Origin of the sequence: Acetobacter orleanensis (assembly GCF_001581005.1) — a bacterium.
In the GTDB taxonomy this organism is placed as follows: domain Bacteria; phylum Pseudomonadota; class Alphaproteobacteria; order Acetobacterales; family Acetobacteraceae; genus Acetobacter; species Acetobacter orleanensis.
In genome coordinates, this window is record NZ_LHZV01000047.1 from 19742 (window position 1) to 40473 (window position 20732).

Genomic DNA, 20732 nt, shown 5'->3' on the forward strand with positions numbered 1-20732 from the left:
AAATTCAGGATATTTGCTGGGTTATGGATTTTTTAAAGGAAAACCGGCCTTTCAGAGAGTTAGGTCATGCCGTTTTCAAAAAACGGTAACACTCTTTGAATGGGCCGGGCGGGGCGAAACGGGCGTTTGGAAAGCGCCGTGGTTGGATAGCGCTTTGGGGCGCTATCCGTTGTCTGAAGAAAAACGCCACGCAAGATCAAAGCGTGGCGTTGCATTACCCTTGTGCGTGCAGCAGTTCTTTCGCGGCCAGATAAATTGCGGAGAAGCCGCAGACCAGTCCTTCAAAACCAGCGATAGTGGCGAAAATAGGCTGCCCGGTGAATTCTCCTGCTGCAAGAAGCAGGAAGAGAATGACCAGTGTTCCAAAAACAACCTGAAGTTCTTTAGAGGCTTTCAGTGTGCCGACAAAAAGGATGGCGGTAAAAAGCCCCCAGATTGTCAGATAGCTTCCAATAAGAGCGGGGGAGGAGGCCGGGATAACACCAAAATGAGGAAGAATAATCAGCAGAACAAAGGAAATCCAGAATGCGCCGTAGGAGGTAAAAGCAGTCAGGCCAAAAGTATTGCCGTTAAAGAATTCCAGTATTCCGGCAAAAATCTGCGCAGCACCCCCGAAAATAATGCCCATGGCCAGAATGGCTGACCCCATGGAAACCAGCCCGGCATTGTGAAGGTTGAGAAGAACCGTCGTCATACCAAAGCCCATCAGCCCAAGAGGACCGGGATTTGCAAAAGATTTTTCAAGTGCCACTGTATTCATTCCTATTTTTTATTAGTGTTATGCTTCATCCTATGGCCGATACGGTTATGAAAGATATTAAAATCACGCTTAGCGTCGATCACATTCAGGATTGCTCACAAACCCGTCATTACACGGAAGACTGTGTTCTATGAGCGCAGCTATACTTGCCATGAAATACAGAATTTTCATGACTATAAAACTATAATAAATTTTAAGGGGTTTTTAGAATAATGGCAGGCTCCTATTAAAGAGCCTGCCGGGTAAGCGTGTTTAGGCCGGAGCGTCAATATCAACAATGTTGATAAGCTTGTGGTTGACAAATTCCTTGATGCCGAGACCAACCAGTTCGCGCCCGAAACCAGACCGGGCAATACCGCCGAATGGTAGATCGGCTTTGGGGATCAGCGGGTGGTTGATGTTGACCATACCTGTGCGGATTTTTGCAGCAACACGAACACCACGTGCTTCATCCTGAGTGAAGACTGCGCCGCCGAGGCCGTAAGGGGAGTCATTGGCAATACGGATGGCGTCGGCTTCATCTTTCGCACGGTAAAGCTGCGTGACCGGACCAAAGAACTCCCAGTGGCGCGCGGCATTGTTGCCGTCCAGACCCGTCATGAGCAGTGGGCGGAAGAAGGTGCCTTTTTCTGGAACGTCCTGCCCAATGACTTCTACTTTCGCGCCATGTTTGACAGCCTCTTCAACCTGACGGTGCAGGTCTTCAACGGCGGTACGGGAGCAAAGGGGAGCCAGCGTGGTGGACGGGTCCATCGGGTCGCCTGCTTTCAGCTCAGCAACACCTTTTTTGTAGAGTTCTACAAAGCGGTCATAAATGGTGTCATCCACAATTAGGCGCTTGGAGGAAACACAGACCTGTCCAGCGTTCCAATGGCGGCCCATGACAGACCATTTAACGGCTTTTTCAACGTCTGCGTCATCCAGAACTACAAAGGCGTCAGCGCCGCCCAGTTCCATCATGGATTTTTTCAGCGCCTTGCCAGCAACAGCCGCAATGATTGAACCAGCGCCCTCAGACCCTGTCAGAGCAACACCGCAGACGCGCGGGTCATTCAGGATCATTTCCGTGTGGGAACGGGCTGCATACAGGTTGCGGAACAGACCTTTTGGCAGGCCAGCTTCGTTCATCAGGTCTTCACAGGAGGCAGCGCACTGCGGCAGGTTGGACGCGTGCTTGAGCAGCACGGCGTTACCAGCGGAAAGCTGCGGCGCGATAATACGGACAACCTGATAGAAGGGGAAATTCCACGGCTCAATGGCAAATACGATACCCAGTGGCTCGTGCACCAGTTTGGCTTTGCCTGTTGCGGGGTCCGCTACCGGCAGGTCTTCCGGCTTCAACAGGTCTTCAGAATATTTGCCATAATATTCAAAAATTTCGGCTGAAAGAATAATTTCGGCTTTGGCTTCAGCAAACGTCTTGCCCATTTCCAGCGTGGCAAGGCGGGCGTATTTGTCAATATCGCGCCGCAGAATGGCAGCGGCGGCATTGATAATACGCGCACGTTCAGCGAATGAGGTATCGCGCCATTTTTCAAAAGCGGCGTGGGCTTCGGAAAGAGCAGTCTGAACGTCCTGATCTGTTGCCTCAGGGAAAGTGGCAACCACCTCCTCCGTGTAAGGGTTTGTCGTCGCGTAAGCCATCATTACCTCATCAAAACTCAAAAACAGGAAAAGGAAAGCGATCCCGCTTGCGCGGCATCCGATCAGGAGGAGCAGAGTTTCTTAAGCCTCTGCCTTATCGTCAACCCTTGCGCCTGCCTAAAATATAGACTGCTCACTTTCCGTCAGAAAGGGGGTGTGTCTCCGCGTCATGCATGAAAGATGGGTAACGTAGAGAAGCAGACCTTTGAGGAGAGGCCAGAGGCTGTAAAACTTATGACCATATCTGTGTACGCAAATATAATTTATGGAAAAAATTTACAATGAAATGAATATAAAAATTTCCAAAAGCTCTGTAAAATATAATACAATAAAAAATTTAAATAAAAATATTACAATTTCAGGTATTAATATAAAAACATTCTCCTTTATTTGTGGTTTGTTTTTAAATAATATCAGACCATATGGATAAAATATTTTTATAATGTCAAAATTATACAAAAAATATTTTCTTTCCTATTATCTTTAATGTGCTGGTTGCGAGAAAATCGGTAAACAATATGTGATCTGTCTATCTTTTTATTATGTTACCCATCTCGCAGTCCGCCTTTGCAGAGACACACGACAGAAATGAAAATGGGATAAGGGAGAAAACCAGCCTTGCTCTGTCTATGCGAGAAGAATGGCATCTTGAAAGAAAAAGAGGCGTCCTACCCTGCGGGTAAGACGCCTCTTCTAATTCAGTCTGTTTGCTCTCCCATGCCCCTTTTCCAAAGGGCATGGGAGGGCGTCATGATCAGAAAACCTGACGGAACAGGACGTAAAGGAAGCCAGAGATGGCCATAGCGGCGGGGAGGGTGGTGACCCATGCCAGCGCCATGGAGCGCAGCGTGGAAAGCTGCAACCCGGAGCCGTTGGACCACATGGTGCCCGCAACGCCGCTGGACAGGATATGGGTTGTGGAAACAGGCAGACCATATCCTTCAGCCAGACCAATGGTGGTCATGGCGACGAGTTCTGCGGAGGCGCCTTCCGCATACGTCATGTGGGTCTTGCCGATTTTTTCACCGACTGTCACCACAATCCGCTTCCAGCCAACCATGGTGCCAAGACCCAGCGCGATAGCGACGGAGATTTTCACCCAAAGCGGGATAAAGCGCGTGCCGCTGTAAAGAGCTGACTGGAAAGATTTGAGAGACTTCTTCTCGTCATCAGCAAAGCCCTGAGATTCACCCATCACGCGGATGGCGTCGGCAACCAGATACATATCAGTACGCACGTTCGGCACCGCAGCAGCCGGGACGGCTTTCATGGAGCCGTAGGTTTTAACGGACTGAGAGATATCCGCGCTCAGAACAGCCAGAGCGCCAAATGTTTCCGGAGAGGAGACGGCTTTGGCACGCAGGGCGGCCCCGACAATATCACGCGCCTGAAGTTCAGTCAGGTCAGCCGGAGTGCCTGTGCCGTGGCTGGCAAAAATCTGCTGGGCATGGGTTGCGGATTCAATAAAGGCAGGCATCGCACCTTCTGGCATGGCGCGGTTCAGCGCATACGCCGTCGGGGCAGCACCAATCAGAATAAGCATGATCAGACCCATGCCTTTCTGGCCGTCATTCCCACCATGAGAGAAAGAGACGCCTGTGCAGGTGAAGATCAGCAGAGAGCGGATCCACAGCGGCGGCGGGGTGTCGCCTTCCGGTGCGCGATACAGTGCTTTGTTCTTGATCAGCAGTTTCATAACAAACAGCAGGAGAGCTGCCATGATAAAGCCACAGGCCGGGCTGAACAGCAGGGCGGAGAAGACTTTTTCCACCTGATGCCAGTCTACGCCCTGTGTGGCGGCCCCGGCCGGAGCGAGAAACTGATTGGCCAGACCAACACCCATGATGGACCCGACCAGAGCGTGAGAAGAACTGTTCGGAATACCAAAGGCCCAAGTGGCAAGGTTCCAGACAATCGCAGCAATCAGCAGGGCGAAGATCATGGCGTAGCCAGCGTTGCTGCCAGCCTGCAGGATCAATTCAACCGGCAGCAGGGTGACAATGCTGTAGGCCACAGCGCCCGTGGAGAGCGCAACCCCCAGAAAGTTCCAGAACCCTGACCAGACGACCGCTACCAATGGCGGTAGGCTGCGGGTGTAAATGACGGTGGCAACGGCGTTTGCGGTATCATGAAAGCCGTTTACAAATTCAAACCCCAGAGCGATGACCAGCGCAATGCCAAGCAACACAAAGGTGCCAACGGCAAGCGGACCTTCCCCCACGGAGTGCATGTCCTGCATGACGCTGAAAGCGGCGAAACCGAGCGCGCCAATCAGAACAGCAAAGAAAATAATGACATGAAGAGGTTTGTTGCCCACGTCCATATTCGGTCGCGTGGACTGCATACTTTCCTCGGCAGAATTAGTGAGTGTCTGGGACATTGCGCATCCATTATTAAGTGGTATTGCGCCTCTTTACGAAAAATAAACACTCAATACGAGGAATGAAAGATGATAGATTTATGACAGTTTTTTTCTTAACATCTTGGCTTTGACGACGTATTAAAATCGCTTTTAAAAACAGGTAGTTGTTCAGTCTTTGATGTTATGACATCGGGTTTATCTGGAAAATGGGGCTGACGCCCCCCCATTTTTTAGAAGGACGTGCTGACAGTGCCGAAAAATTCCCGCACCGCTCCGCGTTCCATGGACTGATAATCGCCTACGGCGGGGTTATCGTTCTGGCCCATCATGGCGATATATTTGTTGTTAAACAGGTTATAGACGTTGAAGCTGGCCGTGACGTTCTTCAGAACGCTGACATCCCCGAAGCGATATTCAAGCCCGGCGTTTGCCACCCAGTAACCAGCCACAGACGTATCGTTCATGAAGCTATAGTAACGGCGGCCATAGTAATTGGCATCAAAGTGCGCCGTGGCTCCTTTCCACGTATAGGCCAGAGACGTTTTATACATCCATGCAGGGTAGTTGACGATATTTTTGCCTGCCAGAGCGTAATAACCGCCAGCCGTATCCACATTCCGGTCATACGTACCCTTGTTGTAGCTCAGGGTATTCGTAAAATTCAGGCCGCGGATGGGGGTGATGGTAATGGCCCCGTTGGCTCCCGTCATGGAGATCTTCCCGAAGTCGATCACCTGAGAGACCGGGTTGGTCAGAGACCCGACGGCAGCCGCAAGGAGTTGGTGGATAAGGGTTGCATGATAAATGGTCGCATTGGCCTGCAAGTAGCGGGACGTATAGCGATAGCCACCCAGATAAACCCATGCCTTGGAGGGCTCCAGCGCTTTCTTCTGGGCTTGGAATGTGGCCTGATCCTGCACGGAGTAAATGGAGTTGCCAACACCGTTAGCGGACACTTCATAGGCGCGCATGTTTTCAGCCACGTCCACATAGAATTCATGGTGGTCGTTGAGGTGCCAGTCCAGATTGATATGCGGCAAGAAAGCTTGAGAGGCTGTGAGCGACCCGTTGGGTAATGCCGCAGCCCCGGTCCAGTCCGCATTGTTGTAGTTCGCACCGCCAGCCGTTGTTGCCACCATGGATTTGAACCCGGCGTGCAGCACTAGCCCCTGAGTCAGCTGAATGCTGTCCTGTAGGTGGAACTGCATGACGTTGGTTGTCCACTGGAAATTCCAGCCCTGCTGGAACGCCCTGCCGTAAACATCATAAGGACCAATCGCTTTGAGTGGCGCACCCTGACCCAGAACGGGTTGCTGGTAATTGAAGAGTCCGGCCTGCTGGTTGTTGTTTTCATACCAGACGCCGCCTTCAATGGTGTGACGGCCCCATTTGTAGCGCAGGCTGGTATCAATGCCATAGCGTTCCTGACGGTTCTGCCAGACTTCTTCCGAGAACGGTGCGCCATTGGGGGAGGGGTCTCCCGTATCCGTATAACTGTAGTAGCCGGTCTGGCTATGGCCATAGACGGTGGTGTTCCATGTCAGGCGGTCTGTCAGGGCGAGGTCAAAATGCAGCCCGCCCATGAAGTTGGTTTCAGACTGTCCGCCGTCATACATAGCGATTTCATGACCATCTATGCCCGGTACATTATTATATCCGGGTGGCAGGGGCAGGTCGCCCTTGGCAATACCATAAGCCTGCGCATAGTTGGGGTAGAGATGCGGCGTCCGCCAGCCGAGATTTTTCAGGATGCCGATGGAGGTGTCCGGATAGTTCCACTGCGCCAGACTGGACCAGTTGAAGAAAGCGGACATACGGCTGCGGTGGCCAATGGGCTGCACCAGCTTGGCGTCCACCTGCTGCATGAACTGGTCGCCCCGGCCCATCCACATGCCTTCATCCGTGCGGGCATAGGAGGTGTAAAAGCGGGTGCCGGTATCATTCAGTTTACCAGAGTCCAACCGCACATAAGTGCGGTAGGAGTTGTAGCTGCCAAAAGACTGACTGACTTTGCCACCGCGTTTCTCGGACGGATCAGCAGAGCCAATCTGGATGGTGCCCCCGAGTGTATTGGTGGACGGCAGTTCAACTGACCCAGCCCCCTGCGACATCCGCATGGACTGGATATCGTCCGGGATAATGGAGGATGAGAGGCTCATCCCGTTGATGGACTGATAGGTCTGGTCGTTCAGGGGAACGCCATCCACTGTTACGCCCATCTGGTTCATGAAGAACCCGCGTACGTAAAGATTGGCGCCAAAACTGTCGATGCCGAACGGGTCTGTGGAGGAAAAGCTGACACCCGGCAGGCGGTCCAGCATTTTGTATGGGCTGGTGCCCGGTACGTATTGCCGCATGATGGCTTTGGTTACGGCTTGTTCCGCGTCCCGACCAGTGAGTTGGCGGGCCGTAACAGACACACTTTCGGTGCCTTGCGATTCAAGATCCGCCGGTTTGCTGTGCCGGGCAGCAACTGGTTTGGCTTTCGGCTTCGGAGCGGTTTGCGCCGCAGGCGTGCGTAACGGCGCTGGCTGCGCGTGGTGTGCGCGATGCTTGTGCTTTACTGTTGTTTCAGCGGCCTTGGCCGGATTTTCTATGGCAAACAGCGCGATAGAGGACAAAAGCAGATGTTTGGTACGCACTGCGGTCAGCACTCCGGAGGGTGATGCGGATCAAAGAGAAGCGGTCTCTTAGCCGTTGAACCTCCAGATATGCAAAGCTTTCAAAGAAAGGGATGATGTTTTTGTGACATTTTCACATAGTTTTGCCCGCTCTGTTGCGTAAACGTCGCACTGTATAACAATGCGGTCATGGAAGAGCGGGATACTCTCTTCCATTACGCGCAATCGGGACTGCATGCCGTGGAAAAACGTCTCAGGTAATAGGGTGGCGTATTTCCTGCTCGCCGCTTTTTTTCAGCAATGCCAGTGCCAGCAGATAGACCAGTAGTCCTCCGAAAGAGAGGACGGTTCCGCCAATTCCGAGCGAACTATAACCAAAATGATGCGCCAGTAGAATGCTGCCGAGAGACGCTCCTACGGCATTCGCGACATTGAAGGCGGAGTGGTTAAGCGAGGCGGCTAGTGTCTGTGCATCGCCCGCAAAATCCATCAACCGGGTCTGAAGAGCCGGGCCGAGGCCATTAACAAAGGAGGGAACCAGAAAAACAATAATCATGAGGCCAATGGCGCTGTGCAGGACCGCGGCAAAGGCCAGCATGACGACAGCACTCCCTGCCAGTGCAAGAATGACCGCGAGGTTGATATTCCGGTCCACAATCCACGCTCCGGCATTGGCCCCCACCAGCATGCCAGCGCCCCAGATAACCATGAAAACCATGATCTCCCATTCCGGCACGAGAGTGACGTTTTGCAGAACACTTGTGAGATAGGTGTAAATGCCAAACATGCCGCCAAAGCCGATTGCCGCTGTCAGCAAAGTAAGCAGAACCTGCGGATTGCCCAGCGCGGTGATTTCCTTGAGCGGGGAATTTTTCCGGTTGGGTTGATCGGCCGGAATATAGCGCAGAACACCCATAAAGGTGATGGCACCCAGTAGGCCGATAATGAGATAGGCAATGCGCCAGCCAAAATGGTCTGCGGCGAAGGTGGAAAACGGCGCACCAATTAATGTGGAAATGGCGATGCCCGAGAGGACGCGACCAACGGCCCAGCCTCGGCGGGACCGTTCCACCATGGACGCAGCCACCAGAGCAGAAATGCCGAACAGGGCACCATGAGGCAAGCCTGTCAGAAACCGGGCGACCTCAACCAGCCCCGGTGTCGGCATGACAATGCTCAGAAAATTGCCAAGGCAGAACATGATAAGCAGGACAAGCAGAAGCTCTCGCCGGGAAAGCCGGGAGCCCAGAATGGTGATAAGCGGGGCACCAATCACTACCCCCATGGCGTAGGCGGTAATGGCGTACCCGGCATCGGCTAGCGAGAGGTTGAGGGACTGCGCAAATTCCGGGAGCATGCCCATAATGGCAAATTCCCCTGTGCCGACAACAAAGGTGCCGAATGTCAGGATGAACAGTGCTGCGGTTCTTCCGTGCGGCGGTGGAACCACGGTTATGCTGCTCTCAGGCGGTACGGTTTCTGTTGTCATGCAGGGTCTCGGCTGAAAAAGCACTCATGGGAAAGAGCGCAGGAAGGAACAGGGGCACGGATACTCGCCGTTGCACCGGGTAAGGCTGCCGCGATCGGACAGGATGGTGATGGGACTGCCTGACTTACTGCGGGGAGGGGTGGCAGTCAAAACCCGTAATGTCAGAAAAACGACTTTCCCGGAAAACTGCCGATTTGTCACACGCTCCGTAACCCCTTAATGAGCAGACAAGACTATGAGTGCTTGTAGGGAGCGTATGCGCGTGTTGTCACGATATTGCCTGTCTGGTCGTTATCTGTCTGGTCTTTGTCTTTCTGGCTTGGGGCTGGCCTGTGTGTTGGCGAGTAGCTCCGCTCTGGCGGCCTCTTCGGCCCTCCCGGAAAAAACGATGCAGTCCAAGCCCACTGATTCAAAGGCCAGTCAGGCCTTTGAAGCGTTGCTGGATGAGGAATGGCATTATCAGCTCCGGTCTTCCCCTGAACTTGCAACAACCATCGGTGATTATCGCTACAACAAGAAATGGACCGATTATTCTCTTGCACAGGTTGCGAGAGATAAAGCTGAAACAACACGGTTTCTGAAACGTTTTGAAGACGTCAAGCCTGCGACCCTGACGGCACAGGAGCAGATTAGCCGTTCCATGATGATCCGCCAGCTTCAGGACAAGCTGGATGGTATCGCGCTTAAAACGTATGAAATGCCGATTGATCAGGTACAGGGCGTGCAACTGATGCTGCCCGGCTTTGTGTCTTCCATTCCGTTTGAAACGGCAGCGCAGTATCAGGATTATCTGGACCGCCTGCATGCGTTGCCTACTGTTCTGGCGCAGCTCAAAATTCTGGCGCAGCAGGGGATGAAGGACGGTTTGGTTCCCCCGCGCTATCTGCTGGAAAAAGTTGTCACGCAGTTGGAGCAGGTTGCAGAACCGGCTGGTGTGAAAAATGTGTTCGGCCAGCCAGTTGAGACTTTTCCCAAGAGCATCTCCCCCGCACAGCAAGCGTCTTTGAAACAGGCCATCCTGAAAGCCGTTGATACAGAAGTACGGCCCGCCTTTGCGCGCTTCGCGCAGTTTGTCAAAACGGACTACGCTCCGCATGGCCGCACGCAGGAAGGTATCTGGTCTCTGCCGAATGGAGATGCGCTGTATCGCTACGCAATTCGGGTGCAGACAACCAGCCCGATGGCGCCGGAAGAAATCTATCAACTCGGCCTGCAGCAAGTCAGCCTAATTGAAGGGCAGATGATGGATATTGCCCACAAGCTTGGCTTTGCCGATCTGACAGCCCTGCGTGCATCCGTGGCGCATGACCCCAAGTTGTATGCGAAGTCCCGCGAGGAAATTCTGGAAAAATATCGTGGGTATATTGCTCAGATGTGGCCTGCGTTGCCGCGTATTTTCAACAAAATTCCCACAACCAAGCTGGAAGTGCGCTCCGTTGAGGCTTACCGTGAGGCCGATGCGGCTGGGGCTGAGTATCATCAGGGCACGCCTGATGGGTCCCGGCCGGGGATCGTGTTCGTCAATACTGGCGATTATGACAAACGTGATCTCTATACAATTGAAGATACGGCGTATCATGAAGGTGTGCCGGGCCACCATTTCCAGATTTCTCTGGCGCAGGACCTGCCGCTGCCTGCCTTCCGTCAGCAGGGCGCCTATAATTCCTATGTGGAAGGCTGGGCACTTTATGCGGAAGGTTTGGGGAAAGAGCTGGGTTTTTATCAGGATCTCTATAGTGATTATGGCCGCCTGAATGGTGCGCTACTGCGGGCTGATCGTCTGGTATTGGATACCGGCGTGCATTATAAACACTGGACGCGTCAGCAGATGAGTGACTTCTTCCATGCGCATCCGCCCACCAGTGAGCCGGATATGCAGGCGGAAACAGACCGCTATGTAGCGTGGCCGGGGCAGGCTTTGGGCTATATGCTGGGCCAGCAGACCATTCTGAAACTGCGCGAAAAAGCCAGAACCGAACTTGGCAGCAAGTTTGATATCAAGGCCTTTCATGATGTCATTCTGGGAAATGGCGCAATGCCTCTGGATTTGATGTCTGAACTGGTTGAGCAGTGGATTGCAAAAACCAAGGCATCCTGAGTAATCAGGAGCGTTTGACACTCGTTTGGGCGCGCTTGGCGGGGAACCGGGGCGCGGCCGAAAAATCTTCTAGCCTCAGCGTGTTACGCTGCCTAAGTTGCGTCCATGTTCAGAAATTATGGTGTCTCCCGTTTCAGTTTGAAATCCTGTCGTTCTGATGGGTGTGCGCTGCTTGTCAGAAGGAGCGGCTGAAATGTCTTTGGAAAATCTGGCCAGAACCCTAGAACACTCAGGCGATTATCGTGTGCTGCGCCGCCTCCAGTCCCACTGGCTGGAGGGGATGCCGGAAGGCCGAAGAGTGCGCAAAGGTCTGTTTCTGGACCTTGAGACCACTGGGCTGGACCCGGCACTGGATGAAATTATTGAAATCGGCATGGTACCTTTTGCCTTCACTCTGGAGGGGAGGTTGCTTGGCGTGCTCCCTGCGTTTAGCCGCCTGCGTGAACCTTCCGTGCCCGTCCCGGCCCGCGTGACGGAACTGACTGGTCTGACACAGGAGCAACTGGCCGGGCACAGTATTGCGCCGGAAGACGTAGCGGATTTTGCAGCGGATGCCTCTCTGGTCATTGCCCATAACGCCGCGTTTGACCGCCCCTTTATTGAGGCTTTCTGCCCAGCTTTTGCACAAAAACCATGGGCCTGTTCCATGGCCGATGTGCCATGGGAGAACGCCGGGTTTGAGGGGAGAAAATTAGGTTACCTCGCCACGCAGGCCGGGTTCTTTTTTGAAGGACACCGTGCTACGGATGACTGTCTGGCGAGCCTTGCCTTACTGGGGTATGGCGGCTTTCCAGAAGGCCGCACAGCATTATCTTACTTGCTGGACCGTGCTCGCGCTGTTTGGGTAAGGGTTTGGGCTACGCAAGCGCCTTTTGAAAGTAAGGACGCGCTGAAGGCGCGCGGGTATCGCTGGAATGACGGTATGGATGGGCGGCCCAAGGCGTGGTTTATCGACCTGCCTCCAGAAAAACGCGAGGAAGAAGAAGCCTTTTTAAGGGATGAGATTTACCGCAGGGACGTTGACCTAACGGTTAGCGAGATTAAAGCGACAGATCGCTTTACGAGCCGGGTCTAGAACAGGTGTTTAAAGGTTTTTTGGGTGTTGCAGGCAGCCTGTGCCTGTCCTTTACCGCGATGTGTGCTACGGCCCATGCAGCAACCTGTCCGGACCTGTTTGCAAAAGGCGTGCCACCAGCCGTTTTGTCTGAAACCGCGCGAAGTGGCACGGTTATGCTGTGTAATGACCAATATGCTGTAATGGCCTCAGAACAGACACGCGGTCCGCTTTGGTCCGCTGAAGATCTGACGGAAGAAAATCTGGAAATTGCTGACCAGATGCAACGGCATGACAATTTTCAGCCAGATACACGCTTGCCGTCCACCATGCAGGCATTTACGTCTGATTACAGTCGTTCCCATTTTGACCGTGGGCATATGACGCCTAGCGGAGATGAAGCCGGAGTAGAGGCCCAGAAGCAGAGCTTCCTGCTTTCCAATATTGTTCCGCAAACCCCTGAACTTAATCGGGGGCCGTGGGAGGGTGTGGAAAGTGCTGTACGTGGCTGGGCGCGTGAGGAAGGGGAGATCTTTGTCGTGACAGGACCGGGTTATGACCCGGACCAGTTTAGAACCATTGGGGCCCACCATATCCCCGTTCCAACAGTAACGTGGAAAGCTGTGTACGACCCGGCGGGCAATGGTACTGGCGCGTATGTCTGTCTGAACACCGCTCATCCGTCTTGCCGGATGACAAGTGTTGCCATACTCACGCGACTGGTAAATATTGACCCGTTTCCGGCTTTGCCTGCGTCCATGAAGGATCATATTGGCGCCATGCCGCCTATCCGGGAAAGCCCGTATGCGCTGGCAAAACAGGACCGAACACGCAAACTGCTGAAGGAATGGGGCAAGAAAGCCGCGCAAAAAGCTTTGCGCGCCTTGGTGAAGTCTCTTGTGCCGTAGTGCAGGTGTGCGTTACGGCGAGGGCTGCGGGGCCAGAACCCGACAGGCGGCCAGATCCCACGCGGCACAGCCGACCGATTTGAAAAAGATCGGCTGATTGTTCGGTGGAGGGGTGCGAAGTGCTGCCGCCAGGGGCTGCACGGTGTTCCAGTCAATACCCGCCTGAATAAGCTCCCCCGCTTCACCCGGCGCGCCGGCTAGATCATCCACATAGAGCGCACTGTTACGCACAATACGCGGGCCGACTTCAATCATGTCGGGTTGGAAGGCTCCTACGCCGATAACAAGACACTCTGGGCTTGGGGCCTCGTCATAAAGAACAGTCCGGCTGTTTGTTACAGTCAGCACGACATCAAACGGGTCTTCCTGCGGATGTTCTGGCCTGATGTGTATCGGCAAATCGGCTTGCTGCTGGCAGAAGCTTGCCGCGCGTTCCGGTGTACGCCCGCGAATGGCGAGCATACTATCAGGATAGAGCGCAGCAAAAGCTTCACAATGGGCTCGGGCCTGCGTGCCTGTGCCAATCATCAGGGCACGACGAACGGGACCGTGCGCCAGAAGACGGATAGCTAGCAAGCTGATAGCCGATGTGCGGCGCATGGTAACAGTCGGGCCGTCTAGCGAAAAAAGCAGTTCACCGGTGCGAGCGCTTGCGCAGAGAACCTGCCCCTGAATAGTGGGAAGGCTGGTGCTCGCATTGTCCGGGCAGAAAGTGAGCAGTTTCGTGACAAGAAGATCCTGACTGACAGCAGGCATAGTCAGTAACAGCGTGGAGCCGCCCGGTGCAGGCACAACGCTGCGTTCTGGGCAGCGCACAGTGCCATCAGCGTAGTCCTGCGCGGTTCGGGCCAACGCTTCGACCAAGGCGGGAAAGGGCAGGGCTTCGCGTGTCTGGGCGGCGGAATAGTGTCTCATAGGCAAGATAATGCCAGAAAATGGAGAAAAAGGCGTGTTTTAACAGCGTAACAATATTATTTGTTATCTTGAAAAAACGCCAGAACGTCTCACTCTGGCGTTTTTGCAATGTTCTCAGCGGCTGTATTGAGGATTTCAGTAATGCGTTTTAGGGTTTCGGGCGAACAGCCGCGCTTGCGCATCATGGCATGCTTGAGAGCGTGACGGGCCTGTTGCAGGGCATCGGCTGCTTCCGGGTCAATGGCGTCGACACCGGAAAACGCTTCGCGCACCTCACCCATACGGCTGCCAATACGTGCGAGAATTTCCAGAATAGTGTCAGCCTGTTCGCGATTTTTTTCCAGAAAAACGCGCCCTTCATCCGTCAGGTTATACAGCTTGCGGTTTCCCTGCTGTGTGACGGCTGTGTGGTCGATTTCTTCCAGATAAGTCAGAGCCGGATAGACCATGCCGGGGCTGGGAGCGTAAAAGCCGCCGGATTTTTCCTCCAGCAGACGGATAAGTTCATAACCGTGAGCAGGCTGTTCAGCCAGCAGGGCGAGCAGAACGAGCTGGAGTTCCTCCGAGCTAAGTTTGCGCCCTTTTGGGAAATCTCTTCCGCCGGGGCCGCGGCCGAATCTGCCGTCGAAGCCACCGCCAAAACCGCGCCCAAAGCCTCGGCCTCCGCCGTGACGGCCGCCATGCGGACCCACGGCGTGGTGAGGATAGTGGAAGGGGTGAGTATGTTTTTCTGTGTTCATCATATCTTACGATATAAATATCGTAAGATATGTTTCAAGACTTATTTTTAGATTTTTTTTGAGGATTGCCTTTACCGTGTGCGAACGGATGGCTTGATCTGGCCAGAACTCTCCCGCATCATTTTAAAATGTCCAGTATATCAAGCACCTGTAAGGTCGGAATGGTCGGGGCTGGCGTTGCGGCTCTGCTGTTCTCTACGCCCGTTTTTGCAGCAGAGAGCACTGATACTCTGCCCTCCGCAGCCGAAACCGCGATCATGACTCGTCAGATTGCCGCCATTAAAAACCCGCAGGAGCGCGCTGCGGTGCAAAGCCAGAGCCTTGCATGGAAGATGACAACGTTTCTCTGCCAGAAGGCGGCGCACGCGCCATTGAAGCGCCTTGGCGCGGGCAGCCGGTTCTTTTTACAGGACGACAAGCCCGACAGTCAGGTGCTGGTCAGTGCCTCTCTGGTAAAAGGCCGGGGCCAGTTCCGGCGGCCGGACGGTATGAACTGGACAGCGTTTTCATGGTCCTGCCACCTTGACCCGGCAACGGGGCGCGTAAAGAAATTTGAGGCAAGGCCGACTGCCGCCGCTTCTGTTGCTGTCACTGGGGCTGATGCGATGCCAGAGCGATCAACCAGAGAAATACCAGCCTGTCTGGCCTCAAATCTGGACATAAAGCTTGATGACCGGAACGGTGCGTTTGATGGGACGTCACAATCTGGCACGGTACTCGTGGTGCGCAATACAGGCCCGGATGCCTGCGCCATGCCGCCGGTTCCGCATGTGCAGTTTGAGGATAAGGCCGGACAGAAGCTTTCAGTTATAAGTCGGCCCGTTGTTCAGGCTCGTCAGACCAGTCCAGATAACGGGAAAGCCCAGCAGCATGTTGAAGCTGTTATCCTGCCGCCGGGGGCGGAGCGGGAGGAGACACTGCATTGGGTCTCTGGTGAGGTCTATGATGACAGCCATAATTGCGTCCGGCCCGCACGGCTGGTCCTGACGATAGGGCAGAGCGAAAAAAAAGTCGCGTTCAAAGGGCAGATGTGCGCGCCCGCAAAAGCGTCGCAGGTGTTTGATCAAAGCCCCCTACAGGCGCATACGGATGCACAGTAAATATTCTCCAAAGCCGACGGTGCGAGGTATACGGTGTTTCTGCGGCAGTTGACTTATCTGATTGCGCTGGACCAGTGCCGTCATTTCTCCCGTGCCGCGGAAAGCTGTGGTGTTTCTCAGCCTGCTTTGTCGGCCGGTATTCGCCAGCTTGAAAATGAGCTGGGCATTACCATCATCCAGCGCAACCGTCGTTTTTATGGCCTGACGGAAGAAGGCAAGCGTGTGCTGCTCTGGGCGCGGCAGACTCTGGCAGCACTGGACGGGCTGAAGCAGGAAGCCGCTTTTGCGCAGGATATTGCCGGAGGCTCTCTCTCCATAGGCGTTATGCCCCCAGCCATTCAGGTTGTGCCGCTCATGCTGGAAAGCTTCCGGGCCGCCGTTCCGGCCCTGCATGTGGAAGTGAAAGTTTATTCCAGCACCGAGATTACGCGGATGCTGAGGGAACATCACCTGCAAATGGGCATCCTATATCTGGACCAGTTGCAGGCGGATGGTGCGTTTGAGGCGCAGGCGCTGTATGCAGAACAGCATGTGCTGGCGGCGGCCGCCTCGGTTCAGCTTCCGGCTGGCAAACATTGTTCTTGGGCGGACATTGCCTCGCTGCCCCTGTGCCTGCTCAGCCGCAATATGCGCAGCAGGCAACTGGTGGATGCAGGGTTCAGAGAGGCCGATGTTACCCCGACCGTGATGCTGGAAACAGATGCGCTCGAATTGCTGCATGCTGAACTGCTCGGTGGGCGTCTGGCCAGTATCCTGCCGGTGGCGGCTCTACCGGAGCGGGTCGGGCTTTCCGGCCTTCAGGTCCGGCGGATAAGCGGGTGTGCATCGCCCGATGTCGGTCTGGTGCGGCTGGCTCAGCCCAATACCAGCATGTTGTTGATGCGTTTATGGGATGTCGCGAAAACACTGAGCCTCGCAGACATTTATACAGTCTGATAAGCAGCCTTTATCACCATATCATTACAAACATTTGGACGAACGACACGGATTGTTCGCATTGTCCCGCTTCGTGCAGGAGGGATCGCATGCGCCGGGATAATGTCATGACGAGTCAGAGCATGGTTGGGCCGGATGGCGGCCTGCTGGGGCGGTTGTTTTTTGGTGGCCCGCGCGCCTCGCTCCGCAGTCAATTAAGCTGGCTGCTTGAGCCTTCGGCCATGGACCTGATCTTTGCGGTCCGGTCTTCTCTGGCGGCAATCCTGTCCCTGCTGATTGCCATGGGTATGGAACTGGACAGCCCTCAATGGGCACCGCTGACTGTGTGGGTCGTTGCACAGTCCTCACGCGGGGAAAGTCTGTCCAAGGCGCGGTGGCGTATTGCGGGAACAGTGCTGGGGTGCGGCATTGGTGTGGCGCTGATTGCCGCCTTTCCGCAGGCGTCCGCGCTGTTTTTCTGCTGCCTCGCGGTCTGGATTGGCCTGTGCTGTGGCGGGGCCACATTTCTGGAAAGCTATCGGGCGTACGGACTGGTGCTGACAGGGTTTACCTCTGCCATTGTCGCCACCGGGGCCATTGCAGAGCCTGACCATGTTTTTGATATCGCCATGGCGCGCGGCACCTACATTATTCTTGGCGTGGTGTGTGAAGCGCTTCTGGCTGTTCTCTTCATGCCGACCTTGCAGGCGCAGGCCCGCAAACGTCTGCTCGACCGGCTGAATGGCGCGTTTCAGGCTGTGCGGCAGGTGGTATCTGATCTGGTGAGTGGCCGCGCGGATGCCCAGACGCAAGGACAGGTGCTGACAGACCTGATGGCGGCCAACGCCCGCATTGAATTTGATGCGCTGGAAATGGGGCCCGGCACCCACGCGGCAGACCATGCCCATGCGGCTCTGGCAGCCATGATTATGGTGTTGGCCCGTGCACGCGGTATGGCGCTGCTGGAGCAGGAACACACCGTAGAGCAGCAGTCTGTGCCTCTGCCTGCCGCTCTTTATGCGGATTATGACATTGCCCGTGAGCATATTGAGGCCTGTGCGCATCCAAAACGAGGCGATCGCTTCCGATTTAAAATGACCTCCCGCCGTCATGCTCTGGAAGCTGTTGAAAATGGCGTCCGTGCCTGCATGGGTATTCTGGCGGGGTGGCTGGTGTGGGAAGTAACAGGTTGGCCTTCCGGGGCAGGTTTTATTTCTTTTGTCGCGCTGGTTTACGGTCTGATGGCCACACGGGAAAATCCTATTCTCGCCTCAACGCCCTTTTTGAAAGGTGCGTTGTGGTGTGCGTTTGCAGCCGCCATTTACGCACTCTGGGTTATGCCTGCGGTGACTGCGCCGGAAGTGCTGATTGTCATGCTGGCAGGCGTTATGACAATCGGCGGTTTGGCCGCCCGCAAACCGGCCACAGCGGGATATGCTTTTTCCTTCAATATGTTTTTGCCGGTGCTGATTGGCCCCGGCAACCAGAGCCGTTTTTCGGAAGAGGCCTTTTTCAACAACGCCATGGCCTTTCTGGCGGCTGTGACGTTTGTAGGCTGGACGTATCGGCTTGTTCTGCCGTTCCGGGTAGACTCTCATATGCGCCGCACAGCCCGTTGGGGCGCGAGCAGACTAAAAGCTCTGGCCGCGCCAACCAGCCGCGTGACAGTGCATCAATGGCTTTCAGAAAGTGCATCCAGCCTTGTGCGTATTTTGCGCAATGCGCAAGGTGTGCCAGACCCAATCAGGCTGGCCTATATGCAAACGCAGTGTCGCGCCATGACCATGGGTATGCATATCGTGTTCCTGCGGAACGTTGCGAAAGACCCGATTTTGCCGCTCAATGCCCGGCGCGGTATCCGTGTTTTTCTGCGAAAATGGGCGCAAACGGGCCCAGATGCCACAGCATGGGCGAGCGTGACGGCAGGGTGGCTGGAGCGACAGGCACTTGGCGCGCCGCCTGACACGCAGGACATCCTCCAGAAAACCGCTACCAGCCTGCATATTCTGGCCGCAGAGCACTCTGACACTCCATCGTTCGTGAATTGAGAGGTTGAGCGGCACGTTTCCGCGGGCAGCCTGCTTTTGCAAAACAAGCAATCAGGTATATCCTTCACGCTGTTATGCACCCGCGGGCAGAATTGGAGAACGCTGTGATTGTCAGGAACACTGGTAAAAAAGGTCTGGTCTTTAAGCTGCTGGCCGGACTGGAAGTGGCCTTTGTCGTGCTGGAAATTGCGGGCGCTGGGGGTGTGTGGCGAGCACAGTCGGCCTCGGCCAGCACATTGAGCATTCCGCTTGCCTCGACAAGCCATGTCGAAAAAATCAACGCGATTTATCAATGCACGGGCCCTAAAGACCTGCGCGATAAATTGGCCAAGCCTGCTGTTTCCGTCACCTATCTTAATTCTGGGGAAATCAGACTGGCTGTGTTGCAAGTAGAGGGCCAGACACAGGTTTTCTCCAACGTGATCTCCGCCGATGGCGCACGCTATACGGCCAATCGTTTTGAATGGTGGAACACCGGCGATACGGCGCTGTTCTCCGAAGTTGGGGGTGATAATGCGCCGCAACTGACGTGCAAGGAAACGCATAAGGCAGCCCCCCGAAAGACCCGTTGACCAATGTTGAAGAGAAAAAAGCAGCACACCAAAGGGATTCCGGTTTCTGAAACCATGTGCTGAGCCATGCTTTTTCTTGAAAAAGGAAAGCGCATGTTTCTGCCAAACCGGAAATTGAGCTGCTCTCTAGCACTTGTAGCTAGAGCAGTGAATGTGCGGGCTTTCTGAGCGTTGGGGAATTGAACGTGCCGGCTGGCTGGACGCATTGCGTCACGCCGCACAACGAGAAAAGCATGCGCAGGCCGTTTTGTGTCTGTGGCTGCACAGTAAGATTATCGCGTGTTTCGTTGTAGGCGGCATGGCGGGCGCTTTTGGCACCACGACAAGGACACACTGCTCCTGTTCGCGGCCGGGTGTGTGCCAGTTGCCTTGGTGCCGCCGGGTCTTATGGGGTAATGCACGTTCTGCATTCTCTGCTCAGGTAGAGCGGGAGATCATCACTCTCCCACCTGTCAGGGCGTCTTGAAATTGGGGTTTTACTTCAGAAAGCCGACAATTTTTTCTGCTTCTGTCACAATCGGTTCCGCAATGGCCTGTGCGCGCAGGGCTCCGGAGCGGAGAACGCTAGCCAGATGGGTTTCATCCTGCATCAGGCGCGTTGTCTCCAGCGCAATTGGGGCAATGGCGTTGACCACAACCTCAGTTAGCGCCTGCTTGAAGGGACCAAAGCCTTCGCCCTGATGGCGCGCCAGAACGTCTTCCACGCTCATATCGGCAAGGGCTGCGTAAATGGTCACCAGATTTTTGGCCTCGGGACGGTCTGCCAGTCCGCCGGCTTCTTCGGGCAGAACGCCAGTATCCGTTTTGGCGCGGCGGATTTTGAGGGCAATTGTGTCCGCATCATCCGTCAGTTCGATCCGGCTCTGGGCAGAGGGGTCTGATTTGGACATTTTCTTTGTACCATCCCGCAGGCTCATGACACGGGCTGCGGCAGGCGGGATCAAGGCTTCGACCTGCGGGAAGAACTCCACGCCATAATCATGGTTAAACTTCTGCGCGACGTCGTTTGTCAGTTCCAAATGCTGCTTCTGGTCTTCACCCACAGGAACGCGGGTTGCTTTGTAGGCCAGAATGTCCGCAGCCATCAGGCTCGGGTAAACATAGAGGCCGGCAGAATGGTTTTCCCGGTCTTTGCCAGCTTTGTCCTTAAACTGCGTCATGCGGTTCAGCCAGCCAAGGCGGGTTACGCAGTTGAAAATCCATGCCAGCCGCGCATGGGCGGATACGGCGGACTGGTTGAACAGGATGTGCTTGTCCGTATCAATCCCTGCGGCCAGCAGGATGGCCGCCTGTGTCAGCGTCTGGTTGCGCAGCTTGTCCGGCGCCTGCCACGTCGTAATGGCATGCATATCCACAAGACAGAAAACGCACTCATGGTCAGCCTGAAGGCTCACCCAGTTGCGGATTGCACCGAGATAATTGCCAAGCTGCGGAATGCCGGAAGGCTGAATACCGGAAAAAATACGTTGCATAAGAAATACCAGTGCCTGCGTCAGGAAAAATAAG

At 54.8% G+C, this 20732-nt stretch carries 15 protein-coding genes; 7 read left to right on the plus strand and 8 right to left on the minus strand.

The window, feature by feature from the left end; all coding sequences use genetic code 11:
• Positions 1-214: 214 nt before the first annotated feature.
• The 5 genes from AD949_RS02745 to AD949_RS02765 all read right to left on the minus strand — a co-directional run bounded on the left by AD949_RS02745 (position 215) and on the right by AD949_RS02765 (position 8876).
• Positions 215-751: an acetate uptake transporter gene (locus tag AD949_RS02745; protein WP_257007550.1), complete on the minus strand. Its 537-nt coding sequence runs from the start codon at positions 749-751 to the stop codon at positions 215-217.
• A gap of 261 nt (positions 752-1012) precedes the next feature.
• Positions 1013-2404, minus strand: coding sequence for an NAD-dependent succinate-semialdehyde dehydrogenase (locus tag AD949_RS02750; protein ID WP_048836296.1), 1392 nt, complete (start codon positions 2402-2404; stop codon positions 1013-1015).
• Positions 2405-3158: 754 nt separating this feature from the next.
• Entirely contained in the window at positions 3159-4784 is a 1626-nt protein-coding gene (locus tag AD949_RS02755) for an inorganic phosphate transporter (protein WP_048836297.1), read from the minus strand.
• A 212-nt stretch (positions 4785-4996) separates the two neighbouring features.
• Entirely contained in the window at positions 4997-7408 is a 2412-nt protein-coding gene (locus AD949_RS02760; RefSeq protein ID WP_048836313.1) for a TonB-dependent receptor, read from the minus strand.
• A gap of 232 nt (positions 7409-7640) precedes the next feature.
• Entirely contained in the window at positions 7641-8876 is a 1236-nt protein-coding gene (locus tag AD949_RS02765; RefSeq protein ID WP_048836298.1) for an MFS transporter, read from the minus strand.
• Positions 8877-9138: 262 nt separating this feature from the next.
• Between AD949_RS02765 and AD949_RS02770 the strand changes: the two genes are divergently transcribed.
• From AD949_RS02770 to AD949_RS02780, 3 genes are all read left to right on the plus strand, one after another.
• On the plus strand, positions 9139-10974 hold the full coding sequence (locus tag AD949_RS02770) for a DUF885 domain-containing protein (protein WP_244463398.1): 1836 nt from the start codon (positions 9139-9141) through the stop codon (positions 10972-10974).
• Between the two features lie 193 nt (positions 10975-11167).
• Positions 11168-12049, plus strand: a complete 882-nt coding sequence (locus tag AD949_RS02775; RefSeq protein WP_048836300.1) for a 3'-5' exonuclease — start codon at positions 11168-11170, stop codon at positions 12047-12049.
• Positions 12050-12054: 5 nt separating this feature from the next.
• Positions 12055-12936, plus strand: coding sequence for a DNA/RNA non-specific endonuclease (locus AD949_RS02780; RefSeq protein ID WP_244463399.1), 882 nt, complete (start codon positions 12055-12057; stop codon positions 12934-12936).
• Between the two features lie 12 nt (positions 12937-12948).
• Here the strand turns inward: AD949_RS02780 and AD949_RS02785 are convergent, their stop codons facing one another.
• Positions 12949-13851, minus strand: a complete 903-nt coding sequence (locus tag AD949_RS02785; RefSeq protein ID WP_048836301.1) for a delta(1)-pyrroline-2-carboxylate reductase family protein — start codon at positions 13849-13851, stop codon at positions 12949-12951.
• Positions 13852-13940: 89 nt separating this feature from the next.
• Positions 13941-14594, minus strand: a complete 654-nt coding sequence (locus tag AD949_RS02790) for a PadR family transcriptional regulator (protein WP_082064775.1) — start codon at positions 14592-14594, stop codon at positions 13941-13943.
• Between the two features lie 125 nt (positions 14595-14719).
• Between AD949_RS02790 and AD949_RS02795 the strand changes: the two genes are divergently transcribed.
• The 4 genes from AD949_RS02795 to AD949_RS02810 all read left to right on the plus strand — a co-directional run bounded on the left by AD949_RS02795 (position 14720) and on the right by AD949_RS02810 (position 19226).
• Positions 14720-15691, plus strand: a complete 972-nt coding sequence (locus AD949_RS02795) for a DUF4232 domain-containing protein (protein WP_082064776.1) — start codon at positions 14720-14722, stop codon at positions 15689-15691.
• 33 nt (positions 15692-15724) lie between these two features.
• On the plus strand, positions 15725-16627 hold the full coding sequence (locus AD949_RS02800; protein WP_048836302.1) for a LysR substrate-binding domain-containing protein: 903 nt from the start codon (positions 15725-15727) through the stop codon (positions 16625-16627).
• Between the two features lie 221 nt (positions 16628-16848).
• Positions 16849-18654: an FUSC family protein gene (locus AD949_RS02805; RefSeq protein WP_371277384.1), complete on the plus strand. Its 1806-nt coding sequence runs from the start codon at positions 16849-16851 to the stop codon at positions 18652-18654.
• A 104-nt stretch (positions 18655-18758) separates the two neighbouring features.
• Complete coding sequence (locus AD949_RS02810) at positions 18759-19226, plus strand: MliC family protein (protein ID WP_244463401.1); 468 nt, start codon at positions 18759-18761, stop codon at positions 19224-19226.
• Between the two features lie 476 nt (positions 19227-19702).
• Here the strand turns inward: AD949_RS02810 and trpS are convergent, their stop codons facing one another.
• Positions 19703-20698, minus strand: a complete 996-nt coding sequence (gene trpS / locus AD949_RS02815) for a tryptophan--tRNA ligase (protein WP_048836303.1) — start codon at positions 20696-20698, stop codon at positions 19703-19705.
• Positions 20699-20732 lie beyond the last annotated feature (34 nt).

Bases quoted from the DNA above. Each gene is read 5' to 3' on its own strand.
- AD949_RS02750 (WP_048836296.1), bottom strand. From the start codon at position 2,404: ATGGCTTACGCGACGACAAACCCTTACACGGAGGAGGTGGTTGCCACT.
- AD949_RS02755 (WP_048836297.1), bottom strand. From the start codon at position 4,784: ATGTCCCAGACACTCACTAATTCTGCCGAGGAAAGTATGCAGTCCACG.
- AD949_RS02765 (WP_048836298.1), bottom strand. From the start codon at position 8,876: ATGACAACAGAAACCGTACCGCCTGAGAGCAGCATAACCGTGGTTCCA.
- AD949_RS02775 (WP_048836300.1), top strand. From the start codon at position 11,168: ATGTCTTTGGAAAATCTGGCCAGAACCCTAGAACACTCAGGCGATTAT.
- AD949_RS02785 (WP_048836301.1), bottom strand. From the start codon at position 13,851: ATGAGACACTATTCCGCCGCCCAGACACGCGAAGCCCTGCCCTTTCCC.
- AD949_RS02790 (WP_082064775.1), bottom strand. From the start codon at position 14,594: ATGATGAACACAGAAAAACATACTCACCCCTTCCACTATCCTCACCAC.
- AD949_RS02795 (WP_082064776.1), top strand. From the start codon at position 14,720: ATGTCCAGTATATCAAGCACCTGTAAGGTCGGAATGGTCGGGGCTGGC.
- AD949_RS02805 (WP_371277384.1), top strand. From the start codon at position 16,849: ATGGACCTGATCTTTGCGGTCCGGTCTTCTCTGGCGGCAATCCTGTCC.
- trpS (WP_048836303.1), bottom strand. From the start codon at position 20,698: ATGCAACGTATTTTTTCCGGTATTCAGCCTTCCGGCATTCCGCAGCTT.